Source organism: Prevotella sp. S7-1-8 (assembly GCF_000758925.1).
In the GTDB taxonomy this organism is placed as follows: Bacteria; Bacteroidota; Bacteroidia; order Bacteroidales; family Bacteroidaceae; genus Prevotella.
Map to the genome: position 1 here is coordinate 1 of NZ_JRNC01000033.1, position 13,656 is coordinate 13,656.

The following is a 13,656-nucleotide window of genomic DNA, read 5'->3' on the forward strand; positions in this document are numbered from 1 at the left end:
ATAAAATTATAGATACCAAAGCAGCTGCATTACCCGCATAAGATTTTATAGAATACGTAAAAAATGCCCAAACAAAAAAAATGGATAATCCTACATTGCCAAAAAGATAGAAAGGCAAATGAAAAAATTGCCATATTGGAAAAGGAGAACCATATCCACCAAGATGCGTTTGAGCCATATATGGATATTGGCCACATAAAAAATAGTGCAAAAAATTATGTATAGCTGACCATCTGTCTACCTGAATTTGATAAGGGTCTACAGTATATTGAAAAAAAATCATAAAACACAAACATCCTGCAAAAGCAAAAGATAAAAAATAATTTGATACTTGTAATTTAGAGAATAATAAAACATTAATAACTCTAAAAATCACAAGACTAACAAAAAAGTAAAATGTAGATGCCAAAAAGAAAACACCTAAACTTATTCGTAATGAATACTTCATTACAAATAATAAATTTACTAATATATAAATAAAAATTAATATTCTTGGCACACCTTTTATCATAGTACTTTAAAATAAAATTTAAACTGTCAATTTCCAAATTGTTTTTATATAGAAAATCACATGTATTGTCAAGTGCAATATTACAAATAATTATTTGTAATATAATATGATATTTATTTTTTTTCTTTTCTTAAAATAAGAAATGTAAAAAATCTCCATTATATACATACATACTTACTATAGTAAACTTAGTTTACTATTACGCTATACTAATCATGTTTGTAGTGGGATTATTCTTGATGACAAGAAAAAAAGCTGTCACTGCACTGCTGTTGCCCATGACAATCATTGTCGCCACAACGGCCATGCTGCTACTCCTTGGGCATGGAGAGGCTCGTTTCCATCAATCGCTCATGCCATTTTTTATGATGATAGCGGCGGTGACAATAATGAAAATCTATAAACGTCTCAATAAATCCATTTCAAAACGATAATTCCATTTTCTGCCATCGTTATCCCCACCACTTTATATTATTCTTCTATTTATTTAATATTTAAAAAATATAAGAATAAGATGATGGGGTGTGGATAAGTGCAAAACTTTCATGCTTATTGTTTTGATATTTGTTTATCCCATTGAAATGATAGATTGTGAACAGTGGGGTATGATAATTTTTGTTTGATAATCAGGCATCACGCACATTTATCAACAATAGTGCATAACTATCAATTAGATGTGTATGCACAAACTTTGATTGGGAATATTTGTTGAGAACGTGATGACAACCCTTGGAAAAACATGTGGATATGCACTGATTTTGAAAATTTGGCGGGTGGTGTTGATAAGTGGTAAGTTATGAGTAGGGTTATACAATGGGTTACGAACATATTTATAAACAGTATTCAAATAACAATATGAGTGATATTGCCATATTTGTTATTTGTTTTATTATTTTTGCAATAACATTAAGATTTAAGGCTATGAAAAAAAATATCAATCAGTCTGATTATAAAGAAAACAGATGGAGTGGTGGTATAACAAGAGAATTATTGATACTGCCGCAAGGTAGCAGTCTATCTGAGCGAAACTTTGATATAAGGATTTCCTCGGCTGTAATTAATCTCACGAAAAGTGTTTTTTCTGATTTTACCAATTATAAACGCTACATATTGCCAGTAGAAGGCAGTATTACATTATATATAGATAACAAGGAATATCCACTCAACAGAGATGTTCCTTTTGAGTTTGACGGCAGTGAAAGTGTCTGTTCTCAAAACAGTGTCAATGCCGTGGATTTTAACGTTATTTGTCGTAAAGATTTAAATGTCAATGTAGCCGCGCTCTCAAAAGGCAAAAGTAATAAGCAAAATGCTACTTTTATTTTTGCGCTTGAAGATATTGTAATAAATAATATGAAAGTAAATAAGTACAACTCAATCATATTGGATGAGCCATATCAATTTGAGGGAAAGGCTATTGTAGTGGAAAATCTTTTAAAAGGATAAATTGACAATATTCTTATTGGTATACAAAAAAAAATAAAAATAAGTTGTATTTGTGCATTTCTTAAAAATTTATGGCATGCCATAAATAAAAAAATGGGTATCATTAAAATTGATTATAAAAATTTCTACCGTATGCAATACTAAAAGAAATGTGAAGCGTGTGGATCATGTTGTCGAGCGTGACGCATAACAATGCGCTATTGCAGGTTATTTTCCACGCATTTCACGATGGTGTCTGGGTCTATGTCTCGTAAGCAAGCGTAGTCTCGACGCATGCAGTCTTTGTTTCCGTATATGGAGCATGGCCGGCACGGCATGGGTATCTGTACGGCATTTTCCATTTTTTGGTTCCAACCCATAAAGCCTGCGTAGGGATGCGTGGCACCCCAAATACTTACCACGGGCGTGCCCACCAATGAGGCCAAATGCATGTTGGCACTGTCCATGCTGACCATGACATCAAGGTGTCTCATCAAGATTAGCTCTTGATTCAAGCCGTTAAGAACGGATGATACATTGACGCAACGTTTGTGATGGGTGGCTATGTCGTCGATGATACTTTTTTCTTGATTTCCACCCCCAAACAAGAAAACGCGACAAGAAGGGTGCTGACGAATTATCTTTTCGATAACTTGAATAGTTAAATTGATAGGGTAGGTCTTGGTTTTGTGGGCTGCGAATGGCGCAACGCCTATCCATTGGCTAAATTTTTTCTTCTCTCCGATAATATCTGGAAGCAATCTCAGATTGGCGTTTTCGTTGGTGAGTATTGACGAGAACGATGGAGTGACGGGATAGCCCAATTCCTCGAACACTTTGCAATAGTTCTCAAACGTGGTTGGAAGTGGCTTCAATACCTTGTCGCGCATGTTGGTGAGCTGCCTGCGCATGGCTCTGTGTTTCTTGAGATGTGCCACTTTGCACTTATCCATATTGAACAATATGCGTAGATAATTAGATCTAATCACATTGTGAAGGTCTGCTACGGCAGTGAAGCGTTTGGCCGTTAAGCGACGATAAAGTGCGTTAAGCCCAGTTATTCCATTGTACTCTTTGTTAATATCGGCTTCCATAAAGCTCACGTTTGGAGCCAAATGATCATAAAACGGACGAGCGAACGGACGCGATAGAAATGTGATTCTCACATGCGGATATTGCTTGGCAACGGCATAAACAATAGGTACCGTCATAGCAACATCACCCAAGGCAGAGAACCTGATGACCAAGATGTGTTCTGTTTTCATGGCGATGCAACAGAAATAAGAACGTCTTTATTTTTTCTTGTATAGTATGGGGTTGGTGCTTGGGTCGTTATACATTTTCATTTGCCTATAAACTTTCATGTATATTTTTCCAGCCTCAATGTCTTCCAACAGTTGGTCTATGGCCAAACCAAGATCTACTTGCTGTTCCAATAGCACGTTGAGTTTTGCCGAGCATTTCTGTCGGTGCTCATCTGTGGCATCATCACGCTCTGCCTGTTCGCGCATGTGGTATATCTTCAAGGCCAAAATGGAAAGCCTGTCTATGGCCCAAGCTGGGCTCTCGGTGTTAAGGCGGGCTTGTGGCGCGGGATTTATGTCACTGTATTTTTGTCTGAAATAAGAGTCTATTTGTTCCACAAGGTCAGTGCGATCTTGATTTGATCGATCTATGCGGCGTTTCAACGACAAGGCTTCTCCCGGGTCTATGTGAGGGTCTCTAATGATGTCTTCGAGATGCCATTGCACTGTGTCTATCCAGCATTTCAGGTACAAGCGGTTTTCGATGGAATTGCGCTCGTAAGGATTGTTGATGGGTTTGTTAATATCGTTCGTTACGTGATAATCTTCAATCGCTTTGTTGAAGATTTCGTTGCATAGCTTTGTGAATGACATTTTCAGGTATTTAATTTTTTGCAAAGTTAGTAAATGATTTTGAATTTAACAACTTAATAATATATAAAAAGGTAACAAAAAATGCACAGTTATAAGGTCTTTGTGCAACTTTTATTCAATTTTAGAGCAAAATATTTGCATAATTGGTAAAAAATTTGTTTCTTTGCAGCCGTTTTGTAGTAATTCATTAATTATAAAAAAGTTATAATCATGTCAGAAATTGAAGCAAAAGTTAAGTCTATTATCGTTGATAAGTTGGGTGTTGATGAGTCAGAAGTAAAAGCAGAATCAAGCTTCACCAATGATCTTGGCGCCGATTCATTGGATACTGTTGAGCTCATCATGGAATTTGAGAAGGAGTTTGGCATTTCCATTCCTGACGACAAGGCTGAGACCATCCAGACTGTACAAGACGCTATCAAGTACATCGAGGAGAACGCAAAATAATTAAGCGTCAATTGTTTAGCGTTTTAATAAAGAAACGCTAAACACTTACACTTAAATTTATTTCAATGGAATTAAATAGAGTCGTGGTAACAGGGTTGGGAGCTGTTACGCCAATTGGTAACACACCCGAAGAGATGTGGAAAAGCCTTTTAGCGGGAAAAAGCGGCGCCGCGCCTATTACCTCGTTTGATACTACCAACTTCAAGACCATCTTTGCTTGTGAGGTGAAAGACCTTAACGTCAATGATTACATTGACCGCAAGGAGTCTCGCAGGATGGATCGTTGCACGCAGCTTGCCATGATAAGTGCCATGCAGGGCGTGAAAGACGCCGGTCTCGACTTGGAAAAGGAAGATAAAAACCGTATTGGCGTTGTCTATGGCATTGGCATTGGCGGTATAAAGACTTTCCAGGAGGAGGTGGTGAACTATGGGAAACGCGCCGAGGAAGGCCCAAAGTTCAATCCTTTCTTCATCCCCAAGATGATCTCGGATATAGCCGCTGGCCATATCAGTATTCACTTTGGATTTCATGGTCCCAACTATGTAACCACAAGCGCTTGCGCGTCGTCAACCCATGCGCTGGCTGACGCGTTCAATCTTTTGCGTCTGGGCAAGGCGGATGTCATTGTCTCCGGTGGTGCCGAGGCGGCTATTTGCGAGTGTGGCTTAGGCGGGTTTAACGCCATGCATGCGCTCTCAACCCGCAATGACAACCCGGAGGGAGCCAGTAGACCATTTAGCGCCAGCCGAGATGGTTTTGTGATGGGCGAGGGTTCCGGGTGCTTGGTGTTGGAGACATTGGAGCATGCCAAGGCTCGCGGCGCCAAAATTTACGCTGAGATAGTGGGTGAGGGAATGAGTGCGGACGCATATCATATCACGGCATCCCACCCTGAGGGGCTTGGCGCCAAATTGGTGATGAGCGAAGCTCTTAAAGACGCAGGTATGACGGTGGAGGATATAGATTATATCAACGTGCACGGAACGTCCACTCCAGTGGGCGATATTTCCGAGGCCAAGGCCATCAAGGACTTGTTCGGAGAGCGCGCGTACGATATTAATATCAGCTCTACCAAAAGCATGACTGGCCATCTCCTTGGAGCGGCTGGAGCTGTGGAGGGTATGGTATGCGTGTTGAGCGTGCAAAACGATATTGTTCCGCCAACAATCAATCATGCCGAGGATGACAAAGACCCTGAGCTTGACTACAACATGAACTTCACTTTCAACAAGGCCCAAAAGCGCGAAGTGCGCGCGGCACTGTCAAACACGTTTGGATTTGGTGGCCACAACGCATGTGTAATTTTTAAAAAGTATGCTGAATAGAGTAAGTGTACTTGGAAATATCATTGATAGAATAAAACTCCCGTTCCGCAAGGAAAAGGAGTTTTATTCTTGTTTATATCCTATTTTGGGCTTTTATCCACATGAAATCAGCTATTATAAATTAGCGTTGATGCACAGGAGTGTCACCAAACACAACGACAAAGGCAAACCCTTGAACAATGAGCGATTGGAGTTTTTGGGCGATGCTATCCTTGACGCCGCTGTGGGCGACATCGTCTACCGTCATTTTCCCGGTAAACGCGAGGGTTTCTTGACCAACACTCGTTCTAAGCTCGTGCAGCGGGATACACTCAACAAATTGGCCAAGGAATTGGGAATAAACAGTCTTGTCAAGTCGAGCGGCCAAACCGTAGCCCACAATAGCTACATTGGCGGCAACGCGTTTGAGGCGCTTGTGGGGGCCATCTATTTGGATAGAGGTTACGATGCCTGTATGCAATTTATGAAAAAACGCATATTGGCGCAAATGATCAATATTGACAGGATGGCCTACAAAGAGATGAATTTCAAGAGCAAGCTCATCGAGTGGAGCCAAAAAAATCGTATAAATCTCTGTTTTGACCTAATTAAAGAGACCAAGGACGAAAACGGCAGCCCTATGTTTACATATAGGGTTAAGCTTGAGGACATAGAATGTTGCGAGGGACGTGGATTTTCAAAAAAGGAAAGTCAGCAAAAAGCAAGTAAGCTCACGCTTCAAAAACTCAAGCACGAACCGTGGTTTCTTGACAAAATTTTCGCGGCAAAAACAGATCGGACAAAAATGGAGGAAGAGCCCGTCATGGCCATTCCAAGCGCTGACGATGCCGATAATTTCTTGAAAATGACTGGCGTCCCAGTGGAAATTGTCGAAAATAAAGAAACCGCTTGCAGTGAAATAAACCTCACTTAGCGTGCCATTTTCTTTTTTTACCTATTGCTAATCACCACATTTCGTATCCAGTATTAAAATAACTAAATATTGGTACATTCTCGATAAATTAAGGTACTTTTGTAATCTAAACAGATATATTACAAAACATGAACTTAACTAAGATAGCCGGCAAATTTTTTCTGCCTCGTCAAAAAGAAATTGAGAGACACTATACAGAGCCGGAAGCACTGCAACACGAAGTGCTCAACTATCTGATTAGTAAAGGTAAACAGACAGAATACGGACGTAATCATCTGATGGGAACCGTGGATAATTATGATGATTTCCGCGACAGATTGCCTATTTGCACGTACGAAGATTTGAAGAGCGACATTGACCGTATGCGTCATGGAGATGAGGATGTGTTGTGGCCAGGCCAAACAAGGTGGTACGCCAAGTCGTCCGGAACCACCAACGACAAATCTAAATTTATACCAATATCTCCGGAAGGACTCAAAAACATACACTACAAAGGCGGCGCCGACGTGGTGGCGCTGTACTTGAGAAACCACCCCGATAGCCGTATTTTTGACGGCAAGTCACTTATTCTTGGTGGAAGCCACTCACCCAACTACGACCAAAATGGCTCGTTGGTGGGCGATTTGAGCGCCATTCTTATAGAGAATATCAATCCGATAGTCAATTTTTTCCGAGTGCCAAAGAAAAAAACGGCGTTGCTCTCTGATTTCGAGGTAAAGAGGGATCGTATCGCCAAAGAATGCATGGGCAAAAATGTCACCAACATCTCGGGTGTCCCATCGTGGATGTTGAGTGTCTTGGTGCGCATTTTGGAACTTTCGGGTAAGCGGCACTTGGAAGAGGTTTGGCCCAATTTGGAGGTGTTTTTTCATGGTGGCATAACTTTTACGCCTTATCGCAACCAATACGAGAGCCTCATAACATCGGCCAATATGCGCTACATGGAGACTTACAATGCCTCTGAAGGTTTCTTTGGCATACAAGATGACCCATCAGACAAGTCAATGCTCTTAATGCTCGACTACGATGTTTTCTATGAGTTTATACCTCTCGAGGATATTGGCAGTGACAACCCTCGCATCGTTCCATTGGAGGCCGTCGAACTTGAGCGCAACTATGCGATGGTAATAACCACCTCGTGCGGATTGTGGCGATACATGATAGGCGACACCGTGAAGTTCACATCCAAGAAACCTTACAAATTCTTGATAACTGGACGCACCAAATATTTCATCAATGCCTTTGGAGAAGAGCTTATCATGGACAATGCCGAGAAGTCCTTAGCATACGCTTGCGAGCACAGCGGCGCGCAGATAAGCGAGTATACCGCCGCGCCCGTTTATATGGATATGCATGCCAAATGCCGTCATCAGTGGCTCATAGAGTTTACAAAAGACCCGGATAGCATGGATCATTTTGCCAGACTGCTTGACCAAAAGCTCCAGCAAATAAATTCTGACTATGAGGCCAAGCGGTCGCACGACGTTACCTTGCAACACTTGGAAGTGGTCAAGGCACGTCAAAATCTCTTTAACGATTGGCTCAAGTCCAAACAGAAATTGGGCGGACAGCACAAGGTGCCACGCCTTAGTAATTCCAGAAAAAACATGGAGGAGCTGTTGGAGATGAACCAATGACCCAAACTCCTCGATGGATTTCGCATGATGACAAGGCACTGTACGTTCAACCATATAAATGCGTTTGCCCATCAATCTGCGTTAACCGTCCATTTAAATAAGCGATAAAGATGACAAGAACATTCCTCCATAAAGTGCCCGGCATCGTTTCTCCTTACTCGGTAAGGAGAGCTTTCAGTATGTTATTGGTATTGTTTGGAGCCTTGTTCTTATTGGCATCTTGCGCTAAAATGGGAAGTCCGGATGGGGGATGGTACGATGAGACACCGCCCAAGGTTATAGGGGCCACACCCATGGACAAGGGAACTAACGTGAATAGTCGCCGCATCATCATCCGCTTTAACGAGTATATCACCATTGACAATCCCACTCAAAATGTTGTTGTGTCACCCCCACAAATGGAGATGCCAGAGATTAAGGGGCAGGGCAAACGCATCTCCGTCCATCTTTTAGATTCGCTCAAACCCAACACCACGTACACCGTGGACTTCTCCAATGCCATTAAGGACAACAACGAGGGTAACCCGCTTGGCAACTACACATACAGTTTCTCCACAGGAGACCATATAGACACCATGGAAGTGTCTGGCTATGTGTTGCAAGCCGACAACTTGGAGCCCATCCAAGGCATGCTCGTAGGCTTGTATAGCAATCTCTCAGATACCATTTTCAAGAAAAAACCCATGTTGCGTGTCTCACGAACCGACTCGCGAGGGCATTTCGTCATTAAAGGCATAGCACCCGGTAAATATCGCGTTTACGGTCTTCAGGACGCTGATGGAGACTATGTTTTTGGCCAAAAAAGCGAGATGATAGCGTTCAATCACGATATTATTGAGCCATCGCTCAAACCAGACACACGACAAGACACTACTTGGATAGATAGCTTGCATATCAAAAACATCGAGCGCGTGAATTACACTCACTACCTGCCCGATGATATATGCCTGCGCGCTTTCAATGAAAAAAACACTAACAGATACCTGCTTAAAACTGAGCGTAAAGAGCCCACGCACTTCACATTGTATTATAGTAGTGGCTCGGACACGCTGCCACAGTTGCGTGGACTCAATTTTAACGCGGACAACGCGTTTGTGATAGATGCTACCCCTGCCAACGATACGATCAACTATTGGCTTCGAGACACGGCATTGGTCAATACCGACACGTTGAGCGTGGAGATTAGACATCATATCACCGACACCCTTGGCGTGCTGCGTCTGCGTACAGATACCATCACGTTGCTCTCCAAACAGCCTTATGCCAAGCGTCTTAAGGAACGACAAAAAGCTTTTGACACATGGCAAAAAGCGCAAGAAAAAAAGAAGAAGAAAGGTGAGCCATACGATACCGTCATGCCAAAGGAGCCGCTCAAATTGACAATATCGCCATCTGGAGAGATGGATCCAGACCAAAATGTCAATATACAATCAGACGTTCCTTTGCTTGAGGTAGACACTGCCATGCTGCACCTTTACAGCAAGCCCGAGGGCGACACGCTATGGTATCGAGAACCTTACGAAATGTCGAGGCGCACGTCTCTAAACTATGTTGTCAAGGCATCGTGGCGGCCTGGCAGCGAGTACAGCTTTGAGGCTGACAGCGCCGCCTTTAAAAACATTTACGGGTTGGCGAGCGATCGTTTAAAACAAGGTTTTAAGGTACGCGCCAATGACTCCTACGCCACACTCTTGGTGACACTCGATGGAATGTCAGGAAAACATGTCATAGGACAATTGATAGATGGCTCTGACAAAGTGGTGAAACAAGCGTTCACGTCAAACGGCCAATTGGAATTTTACTATCTTAGAGAGGGAAAATATTACATGCGTCTCATAGTTGATGCCAACAATAATGGAATTTGGGACACAGGCAGTTATGATGATAACATACAGCCAGAGGAGGTTTACTATTATCCCGAGGAGATAGATTGTAAAGCTAAATGGGATGTAACCAGAACGTGGAATCCTACGTCTATGGAATTGTATAGACAAAAACCAAATGCCATCACCAAGCAGAAGGGGGAGAAGGAGAGAACCATTAAACACCGAAATTTGGAACGCGCGAAAAAACTTGGTATAGAGTACATTCCAAAATTATAAGTTGGGCGTTTTTCATCAATAGCCATCAAGCGGTGTCTTTTTCATCTGCCGGAGCGTGTCGTCTTTAAAAGAGAGTGAGTGCGCGTGTGCCGCGTTACTGGCGATAGACGGCAGATTGACGAAATGGCACATGCGATGGACGCTAAGTGAAATGGAAAAAACACGCAGATCAATTGTTCGTTTAATTTTGAGCACTTACTTAAATAGAATGAAGAATTTTCTTAAGACCATACTGATGACATTATTTTTCGTCATCGGCCATGTACCGGCCAATGCCCAGTGCGGTTTTCAGAACACCGCTTTCAAATCAGGAGAACACCTTTCATACAATCTTTATTTCAATTGGAAGTTTGTTTGGGTCAAAGCCGGTACGGCCACCTTCTCCACTGTACGGAGTGTCTATAACGGCCAGCCAGCCTATAGGGGCAGCCTGATCACGCGAGGCAGCCGCAGGGTGGACAAGCTTTTTATGTTGCGCGACACGCTTCTTTGCTACAACAGTCTGAGGCTTGAGCCACTCTATTATCGCAAAGGTGCGACAGAAGGCTCGCGCTATACGGTAGATGAGGTGTTTTATTCATATTCCAATGGAAAGTGCAACACCAAGCAGCACAGGCAGCGACATGATGGCACGCGTACGTGGAACAAATACGTGTACAACGAGTGCGTGTTTGACATGATGAGCATTTTCATGCGTGCCCGCTCTTTTAGCGTTGATGGTTGGAAGCGAGGCAAGGATGTCAATTTCCGTATGGTGGATGGTAGCGCGAGCTATCCGGCTAAACTAAGGTACGATGGCAAACGAAAAGTGAAAACAGACGATGGCCATATATATCGATGTTTGAAGTTGAGTTATATGGATAACGAGAATGGTAAGGGTTATAAAAAGATAGTGGATTTTTATGTCACCGACGACGCTAACCATGTGCCTGTTATGCTCGACATGCACTTACGCTTTGGATCCGCCAAGGCATATATGGTCAATATGCGTGGCCTGCGAGGCCCTGTGGGCGCACTGTTGAAATAATGTAGGGGTATCTTTGTTAGGCTATGACAGTCTCTGTTTGATGATTTTCATGTATAGCTCATCGGGAAAATCCAATAATCATGACATGATACGAGAGACTGCATCCACTCTATGCGCCTCTGTACGATTGATATTTTTCGTCAACAGGAATAATATATCATAGTGCATAAACCCTTGGCAAAGATGCTTCAAAAGCGTCTATGAAAACAATCTTATGGAGGCATGTTTATTTTCTCATAGTTTTACCCGTATTTGCACTTCCAGGTCGGTTATGTTTTTACCCTCCACGGTTTGTAGTCCACTACCCATTTTCGTGACATCGAAATGATGCGTGGTACCCAATTTGGCCATCACCATGACGCTATGGCCGATGTCCGCGCGCGCGCTCAATGCTACGCGCATGCCTTGGCCAAAAAATGCCGGGAATGACAATGTGTACAGCATGCCCCTTTCGTACGCGTAGATACGTGATTGGAAATCGTCCGTGTGGAAATATCCCACCTGGGCGTTCAGTTTAAGCCATTGTTGGTTCAAGCAGACATTCTCGGTCAGCATATAGCCGAGACTGCCGTCCTTAAACCTCGTATAGCTCATGTCGGCTTGCGTGCGCGTGGTCCAATGGGGTCCAGTATGGGTCACGGCCAAGCGTCCGCGATGCTCATAGCGCATGGTCAGCGATGTTTTTTCGGCGTTGTCGCGCTCACGCGCTTTTAGCCGGTATCGCCCCAAGAAACTGAGTGCCCCGCGCTCGTAGGTGGCCTGGACAAAATGGTCAAAACAGCGTGAAGACCGGCTCGCTTGGTATTTGGGCCAAGCGAAATAGGCCATGTCTGTGTAAAACGTCATCAACAAGTGCCTCATGGGCATCCAGTTACCACCAATGTACAAGCCGCTCTCATTGTTCACAGCCCTCCCCTCGGCAAAGCTCTCGCCAAAAATGGCCTCGTATTGATAAGGATAAAATCGCTGAAGGGCAGTGAGCGAAAGGTTGTTTAGCAGTTGGTAACTTATGCTGTTGATGGTGGCGATTGTCCCCCGGTTGCCTGTCGCGGTCTCTCCCGCTATGTTGAGGCGTCCGGACACGTAGCCATAATCCACGCTCATGTTCCAAAACGATTTGCCACTTGGGCGCCATCTTCGAAAACGTTGCGACGTGTTGGGGCGCAAATCACGGTCGAAGGCAGTGCGCGACGCGGTGATGCCAACGTGAAAACCGTTTCGAAAGAAATTCAGGTTGCCACCTATTGTTGTCTGCGAAGTGTTGCGACGGCGCCGCATCTCGCTGGGTGTGCGGTGATAACCCGTGGTGAGCAGCGAGGCCACCGAGATTGAATCTGCGTTGAGCGTGGCGTCTACACGTCGCCACGAGACAAAGGCTGACATGTCGAGTCCACGCGAGAGGGTCACGGTGGCTGCCACCCCTTGCAGATAGTTGGCTTCTAATCGACTGCTGTGCGCCATAATATGGTTGGTGTTTCGCCCAATTGTGGCTAAGGTGTTGATTTTGCCAAGTCCAAACGAATTGTTCATCACTAACCCCATGCCAAATCGCAGTCGATACCTTCCCACTACCAATTTGCGCAGCCTGCCCACGTTTGATAGCAGTGCGTAAGCTGAATAGAAATCGTAGCCAATGGCGTTTTGCCCGGCGAAAAATGGTTCGCCGGCATCTTGTGAGGCCACAAAACCTGCTTTGACGCGCTGGCCGGCATGGAAAGTGTAGCGCAACCAGTGCTTATACTTGTAACCCAAATATCCATTGCGGTCGCCCCTGCGCTCATAAAACGGTATCTTGATGGCACCTACCATCTCGTGCTGGCCGTACTTCAAGATGTTTCTGAGCGAGGGTAGGGAGTCGCGAGCCACCTCGGGCACTATCGTGACAAATTGCATGAGCATGTCTACGTCCGTGCGCTCCAAGGAGGAAATCATGCGAAGCTCTATGGGAGTCTCGATGCGCCCCACCTTGTCGCGATACTCCATGATGTCCATTATTTGTTGATTGGATAAGAAGGGCAAGCGGCCAAGGTCCTCGCGCGTGCATCGGTTCAGGTCCATTTTGTTGGCCGCTATGCTTTGCAGCTCCTCGATGGTTTGTTCCCAGCTACCCGATTCTATGTCTTCCATCTGTCCCATGCGGTTAAGATATTCTTCCCACGAGCCAATGTCTTGGGCGTAAGACACGAGGGATAGCAGCGCGAGAAACAACGAGATGACTACTTTTTGCATGGATTGGCATTGAGGTTGGACATTCCAAAAGTAATCATTTGCCTGATAATATCCAACGAATGCTCTCGTTAAATGTCCGAAAGCGTCATTTTTGGTTCACTTCGCTTTGTATTTTTTTAATGAAATCTCTTTGCCGTTG

General features: G+C 43.9%; 10 protein-coding genes and 2 pseudogenes. 8 read left to right on the forward strand and 4 right to left on the reverse strand.

Translation table 11 applies throughout. The features are described from left to right. Positions 1 to 511, reverse strand: a pseudogene (locus HMPREF1640_RS13220) (hypothetical protein); the annotation flags it as partial. A gap of 164 nt (positions 512 to 675) precedes the next feature. Between HMPREF1640_RS13220 and HMPREF1640_RS05355 the strand changes: the two are divergent. Continuing rightward, positions 676 to 945 (forward strand): annotated as a pseudogene (locus HMPREF1640_RS05355) (hypothetical protein); the annotation flags it as partial. 421 nt (positions 946 to 1,366) lie between these two features. Beyond that, a complete protein-coding gene (locus HMPREF1640_RS05360; protein WP_231565845.1) occupies positions 1,367 to 1,957 on the forward strand; it encodes a HutD family protein in 591 nt (196 codons plus the stop codon). Positions 1,958 to 2,154: 197 nt separating this feature from the next. On the opposite strand, the gene HMPREF1640_RS05365 is transcribed toward HMPREF1640_RS05360, so the two are convergent. Continuing rightward, positions 2,155 to 3,201, reverse strand: a complete 1,047-nt coding sequence (locus HMPREF1640_RS05365; RefSeq protein ID WP_036893034.1) for a glycosyltransferase family 9 protein — start codon at positions 3,199 to 3,201, stop codon at positions 2,155 to 2,157. A 27-nt stretch (positions 3,202 to 3,228) separates the two neighbouring features. After that, on the reverse strand, positions 3,229 to 3,834 hold the full coding sequence (locus HMPREF1640_RS05370) for a DUF4254 domain-containing protein (protein ID WP_036893035.1): 606 nt from the start codon (positions 3,832 to 3,834) through the stop codon (positions 3,229 to 3,231). Between the two features lie 210 nt (positions 3,835 to 4,044). On the opposite strand from HMPREF1640_RS05370, the gene HMPREF1640_RS05375 reads away from it, so the two are divergent. From HMPREF1640_RS05375 to HMPREF1640_RS05400, 6 genes are all read left to right on the forward strand, one after another. After that, positions 4,045 to 4,281 (forward strand): acyl carrier protein, encoded by a 237-nt coding sequence (locus HMPREF1640_RS05375; RefSeq protein ID WP_036893036.1) that lies wholly within the window; start codon positions 4,045 to 4,047, stop codon positions 4,279 to 4,281. 65 nt (positions 4,282 to 4,346) lie between these two features. Then, positions 4,347 to 5,609, forward strand: coding sequence for a beta-ketoacyl-ACP synthase II (gene fabF / locus HMPREF1640_RS05380; protein WP_036893037.1), 1,263 nt, complete (start codon positions 4,347 to 4,349; stop codon positions 5,607 to 5,609). Beyond that, complete coding sequence (gene rnc / locus HMPREF1640_RS05385) at positions 5,599 to 6,522, forward strand: ribonuclease III (RefSeq protein WP_081935284.1); 924 nt, start codon at positions 5,599 to 5,601, stop codon at positions 6,520 to 6,522. Before fabF ends, rnc begins: the two co-directional genes overlap by 11 nt. Positions 6,523 to 6,650: 128 nt before the next feature. Then, positions 6,651 to 8,159, forward strand: a complete 1,509-nt coding sequence (locus HMPREF1640_RS05390) for a GH3 auxin-responsive promoter family protein (RefSeq protein WP_036893039.1) — start codon at positions 6,651 to 6,653, stop codon at positions 8,157 to 8,159. Between the two features lie 179 nt (positions 8,160 to 8,338). Then, positions 8,339 to 10,261, forward strand: coding sequence for an Ig-like domain-containing protein (locus tag HMPREF1640_RS05395; protein ID WP_036893041.1), 1,923 nt, complete (start codon positions 8,339 to 8,341; stop codon positions 10,259 to 10,261). Between the two features lie 208 nt (positions 10,262 to 10,469). Next, positions 10,470 to 11,288 carry a DUF3108 domain-containing protein gene (locus HMPREF1640_RS05400; RefSeq protein WP_036893042.1) on the forward strand — a complete coding sequence of 273 codons (819 nt, stop codon included), beginning with the start codon at positions 10,470 to 10,472 and terminating at the stop codon, positions 11,286 to 11,288. Positions 11,289 to 11,522: 234 nt separating this feature from the next. On the opposite strand, the gene HMPREF1640_RS05405 is transcribed toward HMPREF1640_RS05400, so the two are convergent. Then, positions 11,523 to 13,517 (reverse strand): helix-hairpin-helix domain-containing protein, encoded by a 1,995-nt coding sequence (locus HMPREF1640_RS05405; RefSeq protein WP_036893044.1) that lies wholly within the window; start codon positions 13,515 to 13,517, stop codon positions 11,523 to 11,525. Positions 13,518 to 13,656 lie beyond the last annotated feature (139 nt).